We start from the raw sequence: 22,718 nt of genomic DNA on the forward strand, positions 1-22,718 counted from the left end.
ATGACGATTGCCACCGAATTTGCCCCCGGACTGGTGCTGCGCGGCTTCAGCGCACCGCTGCGCCTGCAAGATTTCAAGCTGATCGCGTTTGACATGGACTCCACCCTCATCAACATTGAGTGTGTGGACGAGATTGCCGATGCGGTGGGCCGCAAGGACGAAGTGGCCGCCATCACCGAAGCGGCCATGCGCGGCGAGATCACCGACTTCAAGGACAGCCTGCGCCGCCGCGTGGCCTTGCTCAAGGGCGTAACGCTGGCCGACATGGAGCGCGTGTACGCCGAACGTCTGCGCCTCAACCCGGGCGCGCAGGAGCTGGTGCAGGCCTGCCGCGCGGCTGGTCTGAAAGTGCTGCTGGTGTCGGGCGGCTTCACCTTTTTTGCCGATCGCGTGCGCCAGCGCTTGCAGATCGATTTCGCCCGCTCCAACCAGCTGGAGCTGCAGGATGGCGTGCTCACCGGTGGCCTGGTGCCGCAGTGCTGGGGCGACATTTGCGACGGTGCCGAGAAGCGCCGCACCGTGCTGGAGGTTGCGTCGTTGTTGGGCATCACGCCGGGGCAGTGCATTGCCGTGGGCGACGGTGCCAACGATTTGCCGATGATGGCCGCCTGTGCCGAGGCCGGCGGCCTGTCGGTGGCCTACCACGCCAAGCCCAAGGTGCGCGAGCAGGCACTGGTGGCGATCCAGGACGGTGGGCTGGATCGTCTGCTGGACGTGTTGCGCTGATGCCGGCGGCGGTTTTGGCGCGTGGCTTCTAAAATCGGATGGTGTCTGGCCAAGTCGGGCCGGGTGTTTGGGTTCATCAACAAGGAAGGTTTGGCATGAAACACACCGCTGTGCGCGCGTCTGTCATGGCGTGGATTCCCGCCCTGCAAGCTCCGGTGTCGTCGCACCGCACCGCTGGCGCACTGGCGCTGGCGGCGCTGTTGCTGGCGGCCTGTGCGGGTCAGCCCGGGGTGCCGCTGCAGCGTGCGCCGGTGGAGGAGCGCACCGTGGCCAAGGGCGCCACGGCGGGCCGGGTGGCGCCGCAGCTGCTGCCGGGCTACGAGAACGCGGGCAAGCCGGGCTACTACACCGTGCAGCCGGGCGATACGCTGACGCGCATTGCGCTCAACGCGGGCCAGAACTGGCGCGACGTGCAGGCTTGGAACAAGTTGGCCAACCCCGATCTGGTCGAGGTGGGGCAGGTGTTGCGCGTGGTGCCGCCCGTCGGTACGGTGCCCAGTGCAATGCCGGTGGCATCGGCCCCGGTGGTGGCGCCGGTGCCTGCCGCCGTGCCAGAACCTGCTGCCACGGGAGTGGTCACGCGCCCGATCAGCGGCGGCTCGACCGCGCAGCCGCAGGCCCTGCCAGCACCGGTGGCGGTGGCGCCATTGCCAGCGCCTAGGGTGGCCGCTGCGGCCCCGGCGCCCGTCCAGGCCAGCGTGCCTGCGGTGCCCGCAGGTGACCAGGTGGCCTTTATGTGGCCGGTGAACGGCGCGCTGCTGTCCGGCTTTGACGAGACCCGCAACAAGGGCATTGCGCTGGCGGGCAAGCCGGGCGACCCGGTGCTGGCCGCCGCCGATGGCCGCGTGGTGTACGCCGGTGCGCTGCGCGCCTACGGCAACCTCGTCATCCTCAAGCACAACAACACCTTTTTGACCGCCTACGCGCACAACCAGACCTTGCTGGTGAAAGAAGACCAGACCGTGCGCAAGGGCCAGAAAATTGCCGAAATGGGCAGCAGCGACGCCGACCGCGTCAAGTTGCACTTTGAGGTGCGCCGCCAAGGCAAACCCGTCGATCCCCTGAAATACCTGCCCGCCCGCTGATGACCACCGAGACTTTTGACACCGAAACCGCGGCCTTGCCCGTTGCCCCCGCCGCTGCTGCCGCCGACGCGCCCGTGCTGCCCGAAGGCTGGCTCGAAATCCAGTCCATGGATTTGGACGCGCAGGGCGTGGCCCGCAAGCCCGATGGCAAGGTGGTGTTCATCGACGGCGCGCTGCCGACCGAGTACGTCAGCGCCCAGACGCACCGCAAGAAAAACCAGTGGGAACAGGCCACGCTGACCGAGATCCACCGCGAGTCGGCGCAGCGCGTTGCGCCCGGTTGCCCGCACTTTGGCCTGCATGCCGGCGCCTGCGGTGGCTGCAAGATGCAACACCTGGAGCCTGCGGCGCAGGTGGCGGTCAAGCAGCGCGTGCTGGAGGACAACCTGTGGCACCTGGGCAAGGTCAAGCCCCAGAACCTGCTGCGCCCGATTGCCGGGCCCGCCTGGGGCTACCGCTACCGGGGCCGTCTGTCGGTGCGCTACGTGGTCAAGAAGGGTGAGGTGCTGGTGGGTTTCCACGAGCGCAAGAGCCGCTACGTGGCCGACATGAAAGTGTGCCCGGTGCTGCCACCGCACGTCAGCGCGATGCTGGTGCCGCTGCGCGAGCTGATCGCCAGCCTGGACGGGCGCGACACCTGCCCGCAGATCGAGCTGGCCTGTGGCGACGAAGTCACCGCGCTGGTGCTGCGCCACCTGCAACCGCTGAGCGCGGGCGACCAGGCCAAACTGCTGGCCTTTGCCGCCACGCACAGCGCGCACAACGTGCAGTGGTGGCTGCAGCCCAAGGGGCCGGACACGGTACACCTGCTCAACGCCGAGCTGAACCAGCCCGAGCTGGCCTACGCCTTGCCCGAATTTGGCATACGCATGCCGTTCAAGCCGACCGACTTCACGCAGGTCAACCCGCACATCAACCGGGTGCTGGTGGCGCGGGCGTTGCGCTTGCTGGAGGTGCAAAAATCCGAGCGCGTGATCGACTGGTTCTGCGGCCTGGGCAACTTTACCTTGCCGCTGGCCACGCAAGCAGCCGAGGTGTTGGGCATCGAAGGCAGCGAGGCGCTGGTGGCGCGTTCGCGCGAGAACCTGGAGCGCAACCGCGCCCAGCGCCCCAGTGGCCTGGCCCCGACGCGCTTTGTGGCGCGCAACCTGTTCGAGATGACGCCCGAGATGCTGGTGGCCGATGGTGTGGCCGACAAGTGGCTGGTCGATCCGCCGCGCGAAGGTGCGTTTGCGCTGGCCAAGGCACTGGCCGACATCCACCAGCGCCAGTTGCAGGGCGAGGCCGCCCCCACCACCGCCGACGGCCAGCCGTGGCAACCGCCGCGCCGCATTGTCTACGTGAGTTGCAACCCGGCCACGCTGGCGCGCGACGCTGGCCTGCTGGTGCATCAGGCGGGCTACCGCTGCACGGCGGCGGGCGCGGTCAACATGTTCCCGCACACGGCGCACGTGGAAAGTATCGCGGTGTTCGAGCACGCGGGCTGAAACCCGCACCGTCCCCTTGAACCCGGAACCGGCGCCTGGCTGTTACAGCAGGCGCCTGTTTTTTTATGGGGCTGCAGCGCCGGTGGCGGCCTTTGCGGGTTTCTCGGGCTTGGCGGCCTTACCGTCCTTGCCTTCGGGATTGGTTTCGATGATGGAAGGAGCTTCTACCACCGGCTGCGGTGCGGGGGGCACTGGCGCCGAGGGCATGCCCTCGATCTCGTTTTCGCGCATGTAGGTGTCCATCTCGCGCCAGCCTTCGAACACCTGCGCCTTGGACGACTTGGGGTTGTCGCGGTAACAGTCCTCGATGCTGCGCAGGGCGTGTCGGCACGCGCCGCCGATGGCCTTGCTCTCGGCCTCGGCCTCGGCCATTTTTTGCCCGGGTGTGACGACGCCCAGGGTGCCCAGCATGTCGCAACCCGACAGCAGCGCCGTGGCGGTCAGCAGCGCCGTGCCGCCCGCGCGGCGCCATGAAAAGTGGGGGTGAAAAACTTGCATGAGGCTATATCGGCCAGCCCGGGCGGTGGCTTGAACGCTTTTGGCGCCGCGGCGCCGCATCCCGGGTACTGCGGGCAGTACCTGGCTGGGCACGGTTGGTCAGGGCTCGGTGATGAAGCCCAGTTTCTGGATGCCCGCGCGTTGTGCCGTGGCCATGGCCTGTGCCACCCGTTCGTAGCGCACCGCCTTGTCGCCCCGGATGTGCAGTTCGGGCTGCGGTTGTTGCTGCGCGGCGGCGGTCAGGCGGGTCTGCAGTTCGGCGTCGCTGACCGGGGTCTGGTTCCAGTGGTACTGGCCCTGGGCATCGACGCTGAGCTGGACGGTGGCGGGCTTGGGCTGCACCTTCTGGGTGCTGGCTTGCGGCAAGTCCACCTTGACCGCGTGCTGGATCACGGGCACGGTGATGATGAACACGATCAGCAGCACCAGCATCACGTCGATCAGCGGCACCATGTTGATTTCGCTGAGGACGTCGTCGTGGTCGTCTTGGGAGCTGGAAAACGCCATACCGTGGGTCTCCTGGTCAAGCCTTGGGCGCGCCACTGACGCGCGCACCGGTCACGAAGTAGGCGTGCAGGTCGTGCGCAAAGCGGTTGAGCCGGTGCAGCACGCCCTTGTTGCCGCGCACCAGCGCGTTGTAGCCCAGCACGGCCGGAATGGCCACCACCAGGCCAAAGGCGGTCATGATGAGGGCCTCGCCAATCGGGCCTGCCACCTGGTCGATGCTGGCCTGGCCCGAGGCACCTATGCCCAGCAGCGCGTGGTAGATGCCCCAGACGGTGCCAAACAGCCCCACGAACGGCGCCGTGGAGCCCACCGAGGCCAGCACCGCCAGCCCCGATTGCAGCCGCGTGGTGAAGTCGTCGATGGAGTTGCGCAGCGCACGCGTAACCCATTCGCTGGTGTCGAGCGTGTCGTGCAGCTGGCGTTGATCCTGGCGCTGGCCTTGGCTGTGGTGCTGTTGCAGGTGGCTGGTGGCCTCATGGCCTTCCAGTGCCAGCAGGTGGAAGGGGTTGTCGCCCGCACCGCCCAGGCGGCTGAGGCCTTCGGCAAAGTCGGTGCTGTGCCAGAAGGCATCGCACGCGCGGGCCTGGGCCTGGTGGCGCCGCAGGTTGAGCGCCTTGACGAGGATGATGATCCACGACACGACGGACATGCCCAGCAGGATGAGGGCGACCGAGCGGGTGATCCAGTCGCCTTGCGCCCAGACGTGGGCCAGGCCAAACGGTGTTTCAGGGGTGTTCACGGCAATTTACTCCAAGACAAAATTCAGGGGGATGTTGAACCACATGGCTTCGGGCACGCCCGCGCGTTGGCCGGGGATGTAGCGCCAGTTCAGCACGGTTTGCAGGGCGGTCTGGTCCAGGCGGTCGTAGCCGCTGGAGGTCTTGATCTCGGCTTGGGTGGCGCGGCCGTTGGTGTCGATCCAGACCCGCACCACGACCTTGCCTTCCTCGCCCAGGCGTTTGCTCAGGGCCGGGTAGGGCGGTTTGGGGTTGTTGAGGTAGCTGGCGCTGGCGTTGGGCAGTTCGACCTTGGCGGGCGCCGGTGCCGGTGCGGTGCTGGCAGGCGTGGCCTGGGGTATGCCTGCCGCGCTGGCCGGTGTGGCGGGACTGGGCTGGGCCAGTGTGGCCGTGGGGGCGTTGGGGCTGGGTTCGGCCTGCGTGGCGGCGGGCAGGGCCGCCGGGGCCGGTGTGGTGGCCGGGCGTGCTACCGGTTGTGGCTGGGTGGGCGCAGGTTGGGGCGGCGTGGGGGCTGGCGCGGCCTTCCTGGGTTGGGCTACGGGTGGAGCGGCGGGTGGTGTTGGTGCGGGCGCGGGTACGGGTGCCACCTCGCTGATGAGGCTGGCGGCAATGAGGATGTCGGGCTCAGGCTCGGGCGGTCGGGCTTGCCAGCCCGCTTGCAGGCCCCAGAGCGCACCGGCGTGCGCCGCCAGCACGGCACAGCCTGTCCATAGGTGCCGTGCGGGCCAGCGCGGTGCGTGCCCGGGGCGGGAAAGGGGAATCGCCATAGAACGGTGGGTGTCAGAAGGAAAAATGGGGTGCGGTGGCCGGGTTGGGGTGCAGCAGGCCTGGCCGGGCCTGTGCCGGAGCCGTGACGCCGCACAGCGCCATGGCGGCGTGCAGCTCGTCTTGCAGCAGGCGCAGCACGTGCGCCACGCCAGCTGCTCCAGCATTGGCCAGGCCATACAGCACAGGCCGACCGAGCAGCACGGCGTGGGCGCCCAGGGCCAGCGCCTTGAGCACATCGGTGCCGCGCCGGATGCCACCATCGACGAGCACAGCGGCATCGCCTTGCAGTGCATCGGCAATGGCGGGCAGGGCCAGTGCCGTGGGCAGGGCGGTGTCCAGCGTGCGCCCGCCGTGGTTGGACACCACCACGCCCGCCGCCCCCAGCCGCACCGCTTGCTGGGCATCGTCGGGGTGCAGGATGCCTTTGACCAGCACTGGCAGCCCGGCTTCGGCCACCAGCCAGGCCAGGTCGTCCCATTGCAAGGCTTGGGCCAGCAGGGCGGGTACGCCGGGCGTGGCGGGGCTGGGCAGATCCAAGGCACACAGCCCGGCGGGCAATTGGAAACCGGCGCGGCGTTCGCGGTCGCGCACGCCTTGCAGGGGTGCATCGGCGGTGACGACGATGGCTTCGTAGCCCGTCTGGTGCACGCGTTGCAGCAGTTCACGCATCCAGCCCCGGTCGTTGTGACCGTAGAGCTGGAACCACAGCGGGCCTCGGTCGGTATCGTGCAGGTACAGCGCAGCCACCTGTTCCGGAGGGGTGCTGGTTTGGGTGCTGAGCACCATGCCCACGCCCAGGGCGGCGGCGGCCACGGCGGTGGCGTGTTCCCCGTCGGGGTGGGCCAGCCGGTGGCAGGCCATCGGTGCCACCAGCACAGGGCTGGGCCAGTCACGGCCCAACAGACGGGTGCGAGTGTGCAGGCCCGCCAGCGGTTTCAGCACGCGCGGGCGCAGCAGCCATTGCTGCCACGCGTCGTGGTTGGCGCGCAAGGTGGTTTCGTCACCCGCTCCACCGCTGATGTAGGCCCCATGTGCGGGGTCGAGCCGCTGTTGGGCCAGCGTTTCGTGGTCGGCCAAGGTGTGCAACCCGGCGGGCAGGGCGTGGCGCTGCAAGGTTGGCATCGTCATGGTCAGGTGCTGGCCCATTGGCGTAGCAGGTTGTGGTACACGCCGGTCAGGGCGGTGGTTTCGGGCGATTCGCCGTGCTGTTGGCGCAGTTTGAGCAGGTTCATGTCCAGGTCGAACAGCAAGCGGCGCTGCTCGTCGTGGCGCACCATGCTTTCCACCCAAAAAAAGCTGGCGATGCGTGCTCCCCGCGTGACCGGGGCCACACGGTGGACGCTGGTGCCGGGGTAGATGACGGCATCGCCCGCGGGCAGTTTGACGCGCTGTTCGCCATAGCTGTCGTGGATGGTGAGTTCACCGCCATCGTAGCTGCCAGGATCGGCCAGAAACACGGTGCAGGAGATGTCACTGCGCACCCACTCGCCGCTGGCGCTGGAATGCAGCACCGCACCGTCCACATGGGCACCGTAAAAGTTGGCTGCGCCGCTGTAACGGTTGAACAGCGGGTTGAAGATCTTGCGTGGCAAGGTGGCCGAGAAAAACAGCGGATCGCGCTGCAACGCCGCCAGCACCAGCGCCTGCAACTGGCGCGAGGCGGCGCTGTCCTGCGCCAATTGCTGGTTGTTCTTTTGCGTCACCGCTTGCGCGCCGGCGCTGCTGCGGCCATCCATCCACGGTGCGTCATCGCCCAGCAGGGCTTGCGCGGTGCGCACTTCGTCGGGGGTCAGCAGTTGTTTCAGGTGCAGCAGCATGGCAGGCGGTGGGCAAAAGGTGGGTCAGAACAGGGTTTTCAGGCTCAACTGTACGGTGCGCGCGGCCCCCGGTGCGTAAAAACCCCGGTACAACGAGTCGGCGTACAGTTTGTCGGTCAGGTTGGTCACGTTGAGCTTGAGCGAGGTGGCATCGGTCACGTTGTACTCGGCCATCGCGTCCACGGTGGTGAACGATTGGGCCACCACTTGGCGTGCGCCTTCGGGGCTTTGTTCGCCCCGGTAGTTCAGGCCCGCGCCCACGCGCAGCTTGGGCAGCACGCGGTAGGTGGTCCACAGGCTGGCGCTGTGCTTGGGGGTCAGGGCCGGGCGGTCGCCTTCCTGCTGTGCGTTGCCGGTGGAGCCAGCGGGCCGACCACTGTCGATCTTGGCGGTCGGAATCCAGGTGTGGTTGTAAAACACTTCCCACTTGGGCGTGATGCGCCCGGCCAGGTTGAACTCCATGCCGGTGGCGTGGCGCTTGCCCGACAGCAGGTAGCTGTCGGCGGTGGGCTCATCGGTGTTGCGTTCGTTGTACTTCTCGGAATGGAACAGGGCCACGCCCAGCGAGGCCTTCTGCTCGAACAGCTCGAACTTGCCGCCGATCTCGACGTTGCGGCTCTTCTCGGGTGCGGTGTTGAGCAGCTTTTCGTTGTTGCTGCCTGCGGTGTTGCAGATGTTGATGCCGTGGGCGTAGGTGTCGCCCGAGGTGTTGAACGAGGAGCCAAACGAGGCGTAGTACGACGCCACCTCGCTGGGCTGGTAGATCACGCCCAGGCGTGGGCTGAGCAAGGTGTCCTCGATCTCGATGCTTTGCACCGGATCGCAGGTGTTGGTGCGGTTCTTGGTGCTGAAGCGGTCCACGCGCAGCCCGCCCAGCAGCTTGACCTGGTCGGTGATGGACACCGTGTCTTGCGCGTACACCCCGATGGTCTGGCTCTTGAAGCTGTTGAGCACCGGATCGCCCCGGTCGTCCGGGCGCCAGGCACCGTCATTGGGCGTGCCCACGGTGGTGGTCAGGCCGCTGGCGCTGCCAGCAAAGCTGTTGTTGCGCCGGGCGTTTTCGTAGCTGACGTCAACGCCGGCAATCAGTTCGTGTTTCTTGCCCCAGGCCTCGAACTTGTTGCTCAGGTCGCTCTGGAGCTGTGTCAGCTCGCTGCTGCCTACGCGCCCCTTGGGGGTGCGGGTGATGGGGGTGTTGTCGTTGTGGCGGTTTTCAAAGTTGGTGGCGGCGCCGTTGGTCTGGCCAAAGCGCACCACGCTGGCCCACAGGTCGCGCTCGTAGTTGCCGTGGCGCAGGGTGGTCTTGAGTGTGGTGTCCTGGTCAAAACGGTGTGTGTGGCTCAGGGTGGCGTAGGCGCTGCGGGTTTGCAGGTGGTCCGAGGCCAGGCCGTAGTAGTTCTTGGCGGGCAGGGTGGGCACGATCTTGCCGTTGCTGGTGTACCACGGGTGGTTGTACAGCGGCACGCCATCGGTTTCCAGGTAATACAGGCCCGCCGAGAACTCGTCGCGCAGCCCGATGCCCCAGCGGAAGGTGGGCGCGATGCCCTTCTTGTTGACCGATGCGCCATGGTTGTCGGCTTCGTGGTGCAGCGCATTGATGCGCAAAGCCGAGTCTGGGCTGGTCTGGATGTTGAAGTCGCCGGTGGCGCGCACTTCCTGGCCCGAGCCCACGGTCAGGTCCGCCTCGTGCTGCGTCATCAGGAACGGCTGCTTGCTGACCTGGTTGACCACGCCGCCGGTGGAGCCCTTGCCAAACAGCATGGAGGCCGAACCCTTGAGCACCTCGACCCGGTCGTGGTTGAAGGTGTCGCGCTCGATCAGCGCAGCGTCCTTGAGGCCATCGACGTAGATGTCGCCAGCCTGGCCCAGCGAGAAGCCGCGCAGGCGCACGTCCTCCTCGCCCGTCTCGCCGGCTTGGAAGGTCACGCCAGCGGTGGTTTTAAGCACTTCACGGAAATCATCGAGGTTGCGGTCGTCGATCAGGTGCTCCGTCATCACCGTGACGGATTGCGGAATGTCGCGCAGGGCTTGTTCGCCCTTGCCAATGCGGCTGGTTTTGGTGCGCAGGCTGGTCTTGGCGCCAGGGCTGTCGGCTTGCGAACTGCCCTGCACCGTGACGGTGGGCAGCGTGGCGCTGGCCGCAGCGTCGCCCGCCGTGGTGGCGCCGCCGGGGGTGGGGCTTTGTGCCCAGGCGCTGACGGAGCCCGCCAGCAACAGGGCGCCCAGGGGCAGCAGCGCGGGGCGTGCGCACGGGCCGGTGGTGGCCAAGGCCGTGGTGGCCGCGTCCAGCGGCAGAACAGGAGAGGTGGCGGGCATGGGTGCTTTTTTCCAGAGAAACAACAACGGGACACAGGACAACGGTGCCGATCAGCGAACCGCATTCTACATTGCAAATGAGAAAGATTCGCATTAAGTTTTTGGATTTTTGAATCCGGCTATGAACCCCATAGCCACTATCAATAACCTTTTGTCATAGGACTGAGCTATGATTTGAGCCATGCCAGACGTGTTCTGGTCTGTCCGTTCCCACCCCTTCATCAAGGAAGTCACAATGTCGATCATCAACACCCAAGTGCAACCGTTCAAGACCCAGGCCTTCCACAACGGCCAGTTCATCGAAGTGACCGAGCAAGCCTTCCACGGCAAGTGGTCGGTCGTGATCTTCATGCCGGCGGCCTTCACCTTCAACTGCCCGACCGAGATTGAAGACGCCGCCGACAACTACGCCGCTTTCCAGGCCGCTGGCGCTGAGGTCTACATCGTGACCACCGACACCCACTTCAGCCACAAGGTGTGGCACGAGACCAGCCCCGCCGTGGGCAAGGCCAAGTTCCCGCTGGTGGGCGACCCGACCCACACCCTGACCAACATGTTCGGCGTGCACATTCCGGAAGAAGGCCTGGCCCTGCGCGGCACCTTCGTGATCAACCCGGAAGGCGTGGTCAAAACCGCTGAAATCCACAGCAACGAAATCGCCCGCGACGTGTCGGAAACCCTGCGCAAGCTCAAGGCCGCCCAGTTCACCGCCGCCAACCCCGGCCAAGTGTGCCCGGCCAAGTGGAAGGAAGGCGCCCAGACCATCACCCCGTCGCTGGACCTGGTCGGCAAGATCTGATGCCGCTGCGCGGCCCCGCCTTGCGTGCAAGGTGGTGGCGCCGCGTTGCGCGTCCGTCTCGAAGGCGTTGCCCTGCGGCAGCGCCTTTTTTCTTGTGGCCCATGCCCGCCTGATGATGGGCTTTGCCTATTGATAGCTTTTGAATAATAAATCAAAGTTTCAATAGAAATATCCTAAACTAAAGCTTGTTTTCCACCTCACCGCACAAAGGATTGACCCATGATCGACGACAACCTCAAAGCCCAGTTGCAAGCCTACTTGGAGCGCGTGACGCAGCCGTTCGAGCTGGTGGCCTCGCTGGACGACTCCCGCAGCTCGCAGGAGCTCAAGTCGCTGCTGGAGACCATTGTCGGCCTGAGCGACAAGATCGGCCTGCGCACCGACGGCAACGACCAGCGCAAGCCGTCGTTCAGTTTGCAGCGTGTGGGCACGCAGCAAAGCCTGCGCTTTGCCGCGATCCCGCTGGGGCACGAGTTCACCTCGCTGGTGCTGGCGCTGCTGTGGACCGGTGGCCACCCGCCCAAGGCCGAAGCGGCGGTGATCGAGCAGATCCAGGCGCTGGATGGTGACTTTAACTTTGAGGTCTACATGTCGCTGAGCTGCCACAATTGCCCGGATGTGGTGCAGGCACTGAGCCTGATGGCGGTGCTCAATCCCAAGGTCAAGACCGTGGTGATCGACGGGGCGCTGAACCAGGCCGAGGTGGAAGCGCGCCAAGTGATGGCGGTGCCGATGGTGTACCTCAACGGCGAGGTGTTTGGCTCGGGCCGCATGACGCTGGAAGAGATCGTGGCCAAGTTGGACACCAACTCCGCCGCGCGCGAAGCGGCCAAGCTCAACGACAAGGCCCCGTTTGACGTGCTGGTGGTGGGTGGTGGCCCCGCTGGCGCAGCGGCTGCGGTGTACGCCGCGCGCAAGGGTATCCGCACCGGCGTGGCCGCCGAACGCATGGGGGGCCAAGTCAACGACACGTTGGGTATCGAGAACTACATCTCGGTGCTGGAAACCCAAGGGCCAAAACTGTCGGCGGCGCTGGAAGCGCACGTGCGCCACTACGGCGTGGACGTGATGAACCTGCAACAGGCCGTCAAGCTGGTGCCGGCCTCCACGCCGGGTGGGCTGATTGAGGTGCAACTGGCCAATGGTGGCGTGCTCAAGTCGCGCAGCGTCATTTTGTCCACCGGCGCGCGCTGGCGCAACGTCAACGTGCCGGGCGAGAATGAGTACCGCAACAAGGGCGTGGCCTACTGCCCGCACTGCGACGGCCCGCTGTTCAAGGGCAAGCGCACAGCGGTCATCGGTGGGGGCAACTCGGGCGTGGAAGCGGCCATCGACCTGGCCGGCATCGTGGCCCACGTCACCCTGATCGAGTACGGTGACCAGCTGCGCGCCGACGCGGTGCTGCAGACCAAGCTGCGCAGCATGCCCAACGTGACCATCCTCACCAACGCCCAGACCACCGAAATCACCGGCGACGGCCAGAAGGTCAACGGTCTGAAGTACAAGGACCGCATCAGCGGTACCGAGCACACCGTCGCGCTGGAAGGCATCTTCGTGCAGATTGGCCTGGTGCCCAACACGGAGTGGTTGCAAGGCACACTGGAACTCAACCGCGGCGAAATTGTGGTGGATGCCAAGGGTCAGACCAGCGTGCCGGGCGTGTTTGCGGCCGGCGACTGCACCACGGTGCCGTACAAGCAGATCATCATCGCCGCGGGCGAAGGGGCCAAGGCCGCGCTGGGTGCGTTTGACCACCTGATCCGCACCTCTGCGCCCAACGCCTGACGGTAACCAAGGCAATGGCCCCACCCCCGTATCAGGGATGGGGCCAGCCTGTTGTTACGGCGGCGGTTCAGTGGCCGGTCTTGAATACCGACACCACCTGCGCCAGGTGGTGTGCTTGCTCCCGCAGTGAGGTGGCCGCAGCGGCCGCCTCTTCGACCAGCGCGGCATTTTGCTGGGTCATTTGATCCAAATTGCCCACCGACTGGTTGATTTGGCCAATGCCTTCGCGCTGCTCGCCCGCTGATGAGGAAATTTCGGTGATCAAGGCACTGACCTCGCGCACGCCACCGACGATTCTGTCCATCGCCTCACCGGCTTGTTCCACCTGTTGTGAGCCTTGCTCCACGCTGGCCACCGATTGGTTGATCAAATCTTTGATCTCTTTGGCTGCTGCGGCGCTGCGTTGTGCCAGGGTACGCACTTCACCCGCCACCACAGCAAACCCGCGCCCTTGTTCGCCTGCGCGGGCGGCTTCGACCGCCGCATTCAGCGCCAGAATGTTGGTTTGGAATGCAATGCCATCGATCACGCCAATGATGTCGGAAATGCGGCGCGACGATTCGGTGATGTGCTGCATGCTGCTGACCACCTGATCCACCACATCGCCGCCACGTGTGGCCGCTTGTGCTGCGGTCACGGCCAGTTCGCTGGCCCGCTGTGCGGTGCTGGCCGATTGGTTGACGGTGCTGGTCAACTCTTCCATGCTGGCGGCGGTTTCTTGCAGGCTGGAGGCGGTTTGTTCGGTGCGGCTGGACAGGTCGTTGTTGCCGTTGGCAATCTCGGTGGAAGCGGTGGAGATGGCATCCACCCCTTGGCGCACTTGCGCCACCAGACCGCGCAAGCGTTCGGTCATGTGCATAAATTCGGTTTGCAGATCGCCAAATTCATCGCTGCGGTTGACGGTCACGTTGTGCGTCAAATCGCCGTGGCCAATGGCGCGGGCTTGCGTCACGGTATCATGCAGCGGTTGGGTGATGGAGCGCACCAGCCACAGCACCGCCACCACGGCCACGGCGTACACCAACGCACCCGCCAGCAAGGTGATCCAAGACGACCACTGGCGCGTGGCTTCTGCATCCTTGGTGATTTGGTCGCGCAGGGTTTTTTGTACCTGCACCAGTTGTTGCAGGCTTTCAAACAGTTTTTAGTTTTTGGGTGGCGGGCAGGAATTGCTGTTGGGTAAAAGCCAGCGCCGCCGCCGGATCGCCTTTGGCTTTGACTTCTGGAATTTGTTTCAGAACGGCCAGCGCCTCCGCCCGAATTTTGGAAATCTTGTCAAACGCTTCTTTTTCTGCGGCGGTGCTCAGGTTCTGACCCACTTGCTGCTGAATGTCGCTGATTTGCGCGGAGTTGGCTTTGGTGCGTTCCCCCAGCATGTTGGAGGCCGCTGGATCGACCACGTTGATGTAAGCCATCGTGCGCTCAATCACCACTTCGGTCAGGCCTTGCCAGCGGGTGGTCAGTGTGATGGATTGTTCAATGCGTTCGATGGAGGCCATGGCCTCGCTCATGGCCTGGTCGTTGCGGTATTGGGTCAGCAGCGACACCAGCAGCAGCATGGACAAGAGTGACAGTATGGTGATCCAGAGTTTTTGTGCGACGCGCATGGTGTGGAGGGTAATGGGATTTATGGGATTCTAGCCACGGTATACAGCAGCATAGCTGGCATTTGAGGTATGACGGGGTATCAGTTCAGTTTTTTGACCAACACCATAGAACGGCGATCCCAGTTGTACTTGCGTTTGCGTGCCTCGGGCAGCCAGTCGGGGTCCACGGCCTGGAAGCCGCGCTTGATGAACCAGTGCATGGTGCGCGTGGTGAGCACAAAGATGCTCTCCAGTCCCATGTATTTGGCGCGCTGTTCGATGCGGCGCAGAATTTTTTCGCCATCGCCTTGGCCTTGCGCTTGGGGTGATACCGTGACAGCGGCCATTTCAGCGGTCTTGGCCTCAGGATAGGGGTAGAGTGCGGCGCAGGCAAAAATCACGCCGTCGTGCTCCACGATGGTGTAGTTGCTGATGTCGCGCTCGATCTCGGTGCGGCTGCGTTTGACCAGCGTGCCATCTTTTTCGAACGGCTCGATCAGTTGCAGGATGCCGCCCACGTCGTCTGGGGTGGCTTCGCGCAGTTCTTCCAGTTTTTCGTCCACCACCATGGTGCCGATGCCGTCGTGGACGTACACCTCCAGCAGCAGGGAGCCGTCCACCGCAAACGGGATGATGTGGCTGCGCTCGACACCGCTTTTGCAGGCTTTGACGCAGTGTTGCAGGTAAAACCCGGTGTCGGTGGGGTTGTGGCCGGGGGGGCGCTCGGCCAAAATGCGTTCGGCTTGGGCCAGCGGCAGTTCGGTGTCGATGGGGTTGTCGTCGCTGGCCGGGGCGTGCGGGTCCATGCGGATGCCGGGGATTTCGGTGACGAAGATCAGCTTGTCGGCCTGCAACGCGGTGGCCACGCTGGTGGCCACTTCTTCCATGCTGAGGTTGAACGCCTCGCCCGTGGGCGAGAACCCAAAGGGTGACAGCAGCACCACCGCGCCCATGTCCAGTGTGCGCAAAATGCCGTCCACGTCCACCTTGCGCACCAGCCCGGAATGCTGGTAGTCGATGCCATCCACAATGCCCACCGGGCGCGCGGTGATGAAGTTGCCCGAAATCACCCGCACCGTGGCCCCGGCCATCGGCGTGTTGGGCAGCCCTTGGCTGAAGGCGGCTTCAATTTCGTAGCGCAACTGGCCAGCGGCTTCTTGTGCGCAATCGAGCGCCACGCTGTCGGTGATGCGGGTGCCGTTGTGGTAGCGCGGTGCATGGCCTTTGGCCAGCAGTTGTTCGTTCACCTGGGGCCGAAAGCCGTGTACCAGCACAATGCGCACCCCCATGCTCTGGATCAGCGCCAAATCCTGCGCCAGGTTGGGGAGCTTGCCCGCAGCAATGGCTTCGCCCGGAATGCCAATGACAAAGGTTTGGTTGCGGAATTTGTGGATGTACGGGGCCACAGAACGGAACCACGGTACAAAGGTAAAGTTGAAGACAGCGGACATGGGCGGCGGGGATAATGGAAGGTTTTGCAACAGACCGAAGTTTGCCACGTGCCGCTTGCTCCCTTGAACATTACTTTTCCCGATGCGTTGCCGGTGTCCGGCAAGCGCCATGAGATTGAAGCCGCGCTGCGCGAGCACCAAGTCATCATCGTCTGTGGCGAGACCGGCTCCGGCAAAACCACGCAGTTGCCCAAAATTGCGCTGGCCATGGGGCGCGGTGGCCAGGCGCAGCGCCAGGCCTTGGCGGCGGGGGCTGAAGCGGGCGCTCAGGCTGCGGCGCAGGTGCCATCGGATGGCGGACCGCGTGGCCGTCGCCCCGACCCCCGTCGCCCAGCCCGGCCCCAGTTGATAGGCCACACCCAGCCGCGCCGCATTGCCGCCAGTTCGGTGGCGGCACGCATTGCCGAGGAGTTGCAAACCCCGCTGGGCGAGGTGGTGGGCTACAAGGTGCGCTTCCACGACCGCTTGAGCAAAAACGCCTCGGTCAAATTGATGACAGACGGCATCTTGCTGGCCGAAACGCAGACCGACCCGCTGCTGCACGCCTACGACACGCTCATCATCGACGAGGCGCACGAGCGCAGCCTGAACATCGACTTTTTGCTGGGCTACCTGCGGCAAATCCTGCCGCGTCGGCCCGATTTGAAGGTGATCGTCACGTCGGCGACGATTGATGCCGACCGTTTTGCGCAGCATTTTGCGTCGCGGCATGGGCCTGCGCCGGTCATCATGGTGTCGGGGCGCACGTTTCCGGTGGAGATGCGCTACCGCCCGTTCGAGGACAGCCGCGAGTACGACCTCAACAGCGCGATGGCCGATGCGGTGGACGAGCTGTGGCGCGGCGGCGCACACGCGGGCGATATTTTGATTTTTTTGCCCGGCGAGCGTGAGATCCGCGAGGCCGCCGATCACCTGCGCAAGCACTTGAGCCACATCCCGGCACTTCGTAACGTCGAGGTGCTGCCGCTGTTTGCCCGCTTGAGCCAGGCCGAACAAGACCAGATTTTCAAGCCGCACGGCCAGCGCCGCATCGTGATTGCCACCAACGTGGCCGAAACTTCGCTCACGGTGCCGGGTATCCGCTATGTGATTGATGCGGGCACCGCGCGTGTCAAGCGTTACAGCTTGCGCAGCAAGGTGGAACAGTTGTTGGTGGAGCCCATCAGCCAAGCGGCGGCCAACCAGCGCGCGGGCCGTTGTGGCCGGGTGGCCGATGGCATCTGCATCCGGCTCTACGACGAAGCCGACTTCAACGCCCGCCCACGCTTCACCGATCCCGAGATCCTGCGCTCCTCGCTGGCGGCGGTGATTTTGCGCATGAAGTCGCTGCACTTGGGGCAGGTCGAGGATTTTCCGTTTCTGGAAGCGCCCACGCGGCGCGCCATCACCGATGGCTACCAGCTGTTGCAGGAGTTGGGGGCGGTGGACGAGGCCAACGAGCTGACCCCACTGGGCCGCGAACTGGCCAAGTTGCCGTTGGATCCGCGTGTGGGCCGCATGATTCTGGAAGCGCGCAGCCGCAACGCGCTGGACGAGGTGCTCATCATCGCCAGCGCCTTGAGCGTGCAGGACGTGCGCGAACGCCCGATGGAAGCGCAGGCGCAGGCCGACCAAGCCCACGCCAAGTTCGACGACGAGAAAAGCGAGTTCAGCAGCTACCTCAAGCTGTGGAAATGGCTCGACGAAGCGCGCGGCGGCAAGACCCCCAAGCAGCACACCGCCCAAACGGCTGCGCCCGCTGCGGCCACGCACAAAATTTCCAACCGCCAATACGAAGCGTTGTTGCGGCAAAACTTCATCAGCGTGCGCCGCCTGCGCGAGTGGCGCGACATCCACAGCCAACTGCACACCGTGGTGGCCGAGCACGGCTGGCAGCTCAACACCACCCCCGCCAGCTACGAGCAGCTGCACTTGGCGATGTTGTCCGGGCTGCTGGGCAACATCGGCTGCAAGCACGACACCGAGGACGTGTACTTGGGCGCGCGCGGCATCAAGTTTTACCGCCACCCTGGCGCGCATTTGAGCAAACGCCCCGGGCGCTGGATTGTGGCCGCCGAGCTGGTGGAGACCGCCAAATTGTTCGGGCGCAGCATCGCCGCCATTGAGCCGCAGTGGCTGGAGCAGGTCGGCGCGCATCTGCTGAAAAAACAGACGCTGGATCCGCACTGGGAGAAAAAAGCCGCCGAGGTGGTGGCCTACGAACGCGCCACCCTGTACGGGCTGGTGGTGTACCAGCAGCGTCGCCTGTCGTACGCACGGGTGGATCCGGTGGGGGCGCGCGAGCTGATGATCCGCGAAGCTTTGGTGGCCGGGCTGCACGAAGACACCTGGCCCGCCGAGAGCGTGGCCCGGCTGCCGTTCCTGGCCGCCAACCGCAAGCTGATCCAGAAGGTGCAGGAGCTGGAGCACAAATCGCGCCGCCAGGACGTGCTGGTGGACGACGAGCTGATCTACGCCTTCTATGACAGCCAGCTGCCCGCCGAGGTGTGCAGTGGCCGCGAGCTGGAACGCTGGTACCGCGACGCGGTGCGCCAGCAACCGGCGCTGCTCAAGCTCACGCGCGACGAGCTGATGCGCCACGAGGCCGCGGGCGTGACCAGCAACGCCTTCCCCAAAGTGGTGAAGCTGGGTGGCGTGGATTGCAGCGCCGCCTACCTGCACCAGCCCGGCGACGCCAAGGACGGCCTGACCGTGACAGTGCCGTTGTTTGTGCTGAACCAGGTCAGCGAAGACCGCTGCGAATGGCTGGTGCCGGGGATGTTGAAAGACAAGATCCAGGCACTGCTCAAAAGCCTGCCGCAAAAACCGCGCGCCCGGCTGGTGCCCTTGCCCGACAGCGCGGAGAAACTGGCCGCCGTGTTGACCCAACCCGAACGCTGGGGCCAAGGCAGCTTGACCGACGCGCTGCTGAAGGAAGTGCGCCAGATGACCAGCTTGGACGTGAAGCGCACCGACTTCAAGCTCGACATGCTGCAAGCGCACCACTTCATGAACCTGCGCGTGGTGGACGAGCATGGCCGCCAACTGGGCCAGAGCCGCAATCTGCCCGCGTTGAAAGCCGAATGGGGAGCCAAGGCGCGCGGCGCGTTCCAAGCGTTGGCCAATCTGAAAATCGGTGTAGTACTGGGTCAGGGCGATACGGCTGCCGACGCACCCCAGCGCGCCGCTAGCACCGCTGCACCAGCCGCCCGCACCGGTGCAGGACGTGGTACCGCCGCCACCGCAGCAGCACCCGCATCCCCCCCGCCACCGGCGGCCGACACCGCCCAGCGCCACACCACGTGGGCGTTTGGCGACTGGCCCGAGATCATGGAAATCCGCAAGGGCGGCCAGACGCTGATCGGTTTCCCGGCCTTGATCGATGCGGGCGATGCCGTCACCATCGAGGTGTTTGACGAACCCGAAGTCGCTGCCCTGAAACACCGCGCTGGTCTGCGCCGTTTGTTTGCGCTGCACATCAAAGACGCGCTGAAGTACCTGGAAAAAAACATCCCCGACCTGCAAAAGATGGCGGTGGCTTACATGGCGCTGGGCACACAAGAGGAGCTGCGCGAGCAGATCATCGCCGTGGCCATGAACCGCGCCTTTTTGCTCGACCCGCTGCCCGCCACCGAGGCCGACTTCAAGCGCCGCCTCGACGAAGGCCGGGGCCGCCTGACCCTGATTGCCAACGAAGTGGCCCGCCTGTGTGGCACCGTGCTGGCCGAATACGGCGCGGCGGTGCGCAAGCTCAAGGACAACAGCAAGAACGCCCCCGACGCGGTGGCCGATGCCCAGCAACAGTTGCAACGTCTGGTGGGCAAACGCTTTTTACTGGACGCACCGTGGCCCGCGTTGCAGCACTTTGCGCGCTACCTCAAGGCCATCACCTTGCGGTTTGACAAAATCCGTGCCGACCCCGCGCGCGACACCGCCCGCATGGCCGAAGCCAAAGCCCAAGACCAGCGTTACTGGCGCTTGCTGGCCGAACGCAAAGGCGTGGTGGACGAACGCATGAACGAACTGCGCTGGCTGCTGGAAGAACTGCGCGTGAGCTTTTTTGCCCAAGAGTTGCGCACGCCGCAACCCGTCAGCGTCAAGCGGCTGGACAAAGTGTGGGCGCAGTTGGGCTCATAATCAAATTTTTGTCAGGAGACTTTGCGATGCAAACCAACTTTGCCGATACCGTTCTCAACCTCTCCGTCACCGGCCCGCTGGTGCGCATGGATTTGGGTACCCTCACCCCCGTCACGGGTGCCGATGGCAAGCAGGAGCTGCGCGCTACCCCGACCCAGCAAGTGGTGATGCCGCTGGAAGGCTTCGTGCGCGCCTTTGGCATGCAAGAGCGGTTGGTCAAGAAGCTGCTGGCCGACGGCGTGCTCAAGCCCCAACCCGCTGAAGCCGCCGACCCCGCGCTGCTGGGCAACAACAGCACCGCGCAATAAACCCGGTGTGGGGCAGATGCCGGTATTCACTTGGCATCTGTCTTGAAATGCGGTGAAATGGCTCCCATGTTCAGGTCATTCCAGACCTTCAGAACCTTCGGAGCCACTTCATGCGAATCGACAAACTCACCACCAAGTTCCAGGAAGCTTTGGGCGAGGCACAGACCCTCGCACTGGGCAACGACAACGCCTACATTGAGCCAGCGCACGTGCTGGCCGCCATGTTGCGGCAACAAGATGGCCCCAAAGCCCTGCTGCAACGTGCGGGGGTCAAGGTCGATGTGCTGGCCCAAACCACCGAAGCGGCGGTGAAGAAGCTGCCCCAGGTGCAAGGCCAGGAGCAAGTGCAGGTGGGGCGTGACATGGTGTCGCTGCTGCAAGCGGCGGAAAAAGAGGCCATCAAACGCAACGACCAGTTTGTGGCCAGTGAACTGTTCTTGCTGGCGCTGGCCGACAGCAAGATCGCCTTGGCCGATGAGGCGCGCAAAGCGGGCCTGAACCGCAAGACGCTGGAAACCGCCATCGACGCGGTGCGCGGCGGCCAGAAAGTGGACAGCCCCGAAGCCGAAGGCCAGCGCGAGGCCCTGAAAAAATATACCCTCGATCTGACCGAGCGCGCCCGTGCCGGGAAACTCGACCCTGTGATTGGCCGCGACGACGAAATCCGCCGCGCCATCCAAGTGCTGCAACGCCGCAGCAAGAACAACCCGGTGCTGATTGGCGAGCCGGGTGTGGGCAAGACCGCGATTGTGGAAGGCTTGGCCCAGCGCATTGTGGCCGGTGAAGTGCCCGACAGCCTGAAAGACAAGAAAGTCCTGGTGCTGGACATGGCGGGCCTGCTGGCTGGGGCCAAGTTCCGGGGCGAGTTTGAGGAGCGCCTCAAGGCCGTGCTCAAAGAAGTGGCGCAGGAAGAAGGCCAGATCATCCTGTTCATTGACGAGCTGCACACCATGGTCGGGGCGGGCAAGGCCGAAGGCGCAATGGACGCGGGCAACATGCTCAAACCCGCGCTGGCACGCGGTGAGCTGCACTGCATCGGTGCCACCACGTTGGACGAATACCGCAAATACATCGAAAAAGACGCCGCGCTGGAGCGCCGCTTCCAGAAGGTGCTGGTTGATGAACCCAGCGTGGAAGACACTATCGCCATCTTGCGTGGCTTGCAGGAGCGTTACGAGAAGCACCACAACGTTGATATCACCGACCCGGCCATTGTGGCAGCGGCGGAACTCAGCCACCGCTACATCACCGACCGCTTTTTGCCCGACAAAGCGATTGATCTGATCGACGAAGCGGCGGCCAAGATCAAGATCGAGCTGGATTCCAAGCCCGAGGTGATGGACAAGCTGGACCGCCGCATGATCCAGCTCAAGATCGAGCGCGAAGCGGTCAAGCGCGAAAAAGACGAAGCCTCGCAGAAACGGCTGGCGCTGATCGAGGAAGAACTGGTCAAGCTCCAGCGCGAGTACAACGATCTGGACGAGATCTGGAAAAGCGAAAAAGCCAGCGTGCAGACCTCGGGCACCGTGCGCGAAGAGATCGAGCGCATCAAGCTGGATATCGAAGAATTCACGCGCAAGGGCGACTTCAACAAGGTGGCCGAGTTGCAATATGGCCAGTTGCCTGAATTGGAAAAACGCCTGAAAGAAGCCCAAGCCAAGGAAGCGGCGGGCGATGGCGGCACCCAGCGCCCCAAATTGCTGCGCACCCAAGTGGGCGCGGAGGAAATTGCCGAAGTCATCAGCCGCGCCACCGGCATTCCGGTCAGCAAACTGATGCAGGGCGAGCGCGACAAGCTGCTGGCGATGGAGGCCAAACTGCACGAGCGCGTGGTGGGGCAGGACGAGGCCATCATTGCGGTGGCCAACGCCATCCGCCGCAGCCGCGCTGGCCTGAGCGACCCGAACCGCCCGCTGGGCAGCTTCCTGTTCCTTGGCCCCACCGGCGTGGGCAAGACCGAATTGTGCAAGGCGCTGGCCACCTTTTTGTTTGATACCGAAGAACACATGATCCGCATCGACATGAGCGAGTTCATGGAGAAGCACTCGGTGAGCCGCCTGATTGGTGCGCCCCCCGGCTACGTGGGTTACGACGAGGGCGGCTACCTGACCGAAGCCGTGCGCCGCAAGCCGTACAGCGTCATCTTGCTGGATGAGGTGGAAAAAGCCCACCCCGACGTGTTCAATGTGCTGTTGCAGGTGCTGGACGATGGCCGCTTGACCGACGGCCAAGGCCGCACGGTGGACTTCAAAAACACCGTGATTGTGATGACTTCCAACATCGGTTCACCGCTGATCCAGGCGATGGTGGGGCAGGACGCGGAAGACATCAAGGATGCGGTGTGGGGCGAGCTCAAGCAGCACTTCCGTCCTGAGTTCTTGAACCGCATCGACGAAACGGTGGTGTTCCACGGCCTCAACGCCGAGCACATTGCCAACATCGCCCGCATCCAGCTCCAGGTGTTGACCGAGCGGCTGGCCAAGATGGATTTGCACCTGCAAGTCAGCGAAGCCGCGCTGGCCGAACTGGCCAAGGTCGGGTTCGACCCGGTGTTTGGGGCACGCCCGCTCAAGCGCGCCATCCAGCAACGCATCGAGAACCCGCTGTCCAAACTGCTGCTGGAAGGCCGCTTTGCGCCCAAGAGCGACATCCCGGTCACGGTCGATCCCATCACCGCGCCGGGGCAGTTCCAGTTTGGGCGGGTGGTGCATTGACGCAGCCGCGTTGAAGTG

Annotated in this window: 16 protein-coding genes and 1 pseudogene; 8 read left to right on the top strand and 9 right to left on the bottom strand. The window is 64.6% G+C overall.

Going from position 1 to position 22,718, the window contains the following annotated elements:
• From serB to rlmD, 3 genes are all read left to right on the top strand, one after another.
• The gene (gene serB / locus CON76_RS09325) at positions 1-726 is read left to right on the top strand and encodes a phosphoserine phosphatase SerB (RefSeq protein WP_101103082.1); all 726 of its coding nucleotides are present in this window, start codon (positions 1-3) and stop codon (positions 724-726) included.
• A 125-nt stretch (positions 727-851) separates the two neighbouring features.
• Complete coding sequence (locus CON76_RS09330) at positions 852-1,811, top strand: peptidoglycan DD-metalloendopeptidase family protein (protein WP_101103130.1); 960 nt, start codon at positions 852-854, stop codon at positions 1,809-1,811.
• Positions 1,811-3,298: a 23S rRNA (uracil(1939)-C(5))-methyltransferase RlmD gene (rlmD, locus tag CON76_RS09335; RefSeq protein WP_101103083.1), complete on the top strand. Its 1,488-nt coding sequence runs from the start codon at positions 1,811-1,813 to the stop codon at positions 3,296-3,298. Before CON76_RS09330 ends, rlmD begins: the two co-directional genes overlap by 1 nt.
• A 63-nt stretch (positions 3,299-3,361) precedes the next feature.
• On the opposite strand, the gene CON76_RS09340 is transcribed toward rlmD, so the two are convergent.
• From CON76_RS09340 to CON76_RS09370, 7 genes are all read right to left on the bottom strand, one after another.
• Complete coding sequence (locus CON76_RS09340) at positions 3,362-3,796, bottom strand: hypothetical protein (RefSeq protein WP_240592822.1); 435 nt, start codon at positions 3,794-3,796, stop codon at positions 3,362-3,364.
• Positions 3,797-3,895: 99 nt separating this feature from the next.
• Positions 3,896-4,303 carry an ExbD/TolR family protein gene (locus tag CON76_RS09345; protein ID WP_101103084.1) on the bottom strand — a complete coding sequence of 136 codons (408 nt, stop codon included), beginning with the start codon at positions 4,301-4,303 and terminating at the stop codon, positions 3,896-3,898.
• 16 nt (positions 4,304-4,319) lie between these two features.
• The gene (locus CON76_RS09350; protein WP_240592823.1) at positions 4,320-5,042 is read right to left on the bottom strand and encodes a MotA/TolQ/ExbB proton channel family protein; all 723 of its coding nucleotides are present in this window, start codon (positions 5,040-5,042) and stop codon (positions 4,320-4,322) included.
• A gap of 6 nt (positions 5,043-5,048) precedes the next feature.
• Positions 5,049-5,807, bottom strand: coding sequence for an energy transducer TonB (locus CON76_RS09355; RefSeq protein ID WP_101103085.1), 759 nt, complete (start codon positions 5,805-5,807; stop codon positions 5,049-5,051).
• A gap of 13 nt (positions 5,808-5,820) precedes the next feature.
• On the bottom strand, positions 5,821-6,936 hold the full coding sequence (locus CON76_RS09360) for an alpha-hydroxy acid oxidase (RefSeq protein ID WP_101103133.1): 1,116 nt from the start codon (positions 6,934-6,936) through the stop codon (positions 5,821-5,823).
• A gap of 2 nt (positions 6,937-6,938) precedes the next feature.
• Complete coding sequence (locus CON76_RS09365) at positions 6,939-7,625, bottom strand: Fe2+-dependent dioxygenase (RefSeq protein WP_101103086.1); 687 nt, start codon at positions 7,623-7,625, stop codon at positions 6,939-6,941.
• A 24-nt stretch (positions 7,626-7,649) separates the two neighbouring features.
• Complete coding sequence (locus CON76_RS09370; RefSeq protein ID WP_101103087.1) at positions 7,650-9,941, bottom strand: TonB-dependent receptor; 2,292 nt, start codon at positions 9,939-9,941, stop codon at positions 7,650-7,652.
• A gap of 235 nt (positions 9,942-10,176) precedes the next feature.
• Between CON76_RS09370 and ahpC the strand changes: the two genes are divergently transcribed.
• Both ahpC and ahpF read left to right on the top strand, forming a co-directional pair.
• On the top strand, positions 10,177-10,740 hold the full coding sequence (gene ahpC, locus CON76_RS09375; RefSeq protein ID WP_101103134.1) for an alkyl hydroperoxide reductase subunit C: 564 nt from the start codon (positions 10,177-10,179) through the stop codon (positions 10,738-10,740).
• Between the two features lie 219 nt (positions 10,741-10,959).
• Complete coding sequence (gene ahpF, locus CON76_RS09380; protein ID WP_101103088.1) at positions 10,960-12,525, top strand: alkyl hydroperoxide reductase subunit F; 1,566 nt, start codon at positions 10,960-10,962, stop codon at positions 12,523-12,525.
• A 67-nt stretch (positions 12,526-12,592) separates the two neighbouring features.
• Here ahpF and CON76_RS09385 read toward each other — a convergent pair.
• Both CON76_RS09385 and argA read right to left on the bottom strand, forming a co-directional pair.
• Positions 12,593-14,147: pseudogene (locus CON76_RS09385) on the bottom strand (methyl-accepting chemotaxis protein).
• A gap of 65 nt (positions 14,148-14,212) precedes the next feature.
• Entirely contained in the window at positions 14,213-15,562 is a 1,350-nt protein-coding gene (argA, locus tag CON76_RS09395; protein WP_101103091.1) for an amino-acid N-acetyltransferase, read from the bottom strand.
• A 69-nt stretch (positions 15,563-15,631) separates the two neighbouring features.
• Between argA and hrpA the strand changes: the two genes are divergently transcribed.
• The 3 genes from hrpA to clpB all read left to right on the top strand — a co-directional run bounded on the left by hrpA (position 15,632) and on the right by clpB (position 22,700).
• Positions 15,632-19,678 (top strand): ATP-dependent RNA helicase HrpA, encoded by a 4,047-nt coding sequence (hrpA, locus tag CON76_RS09400; protein WP_240592828.1) that lies wholly within the window; start codon positions 15,632-15,634, stop codon positions 19,676-19,678.
• Between the two features lie 26 nt (positions 19,679-19,704).
• Positions 19,705-19,986, top strand: coding sequence for a hypothetical protein (locus CON76_RS09405; protein ID WP_101103093.1), 282 nt, complete (start codon positions 19,705-19,707; stop codon positions 19,984-19,986).
• Positions 19,987-20,096: 110 nt separating this feature from the next.
• Entirely contained in the window at positions 20,097-22,700 is a 2,604-nt protein-coding gene (gene clpB / locus CON76_RS09410; protein WP_101103094.1) for an ATP-dependent chaperone ClpB, read from the top strand.
• Positions 22,701-22,718: the final 18 nt, after the last annotated feature.

The sequence above is a fragment of the Macromonas bipunctata genome (assembly GCF_002837135.1).
In the GTDB taxonomy this organism is placed as follows: domain Bacteria; phylum Pseudomonadota; class Gammaproteobacteria; order Burkholderiales; family Burkholderiaceae_C; genus Macromonas_A; species Macromonas_A bipunctata.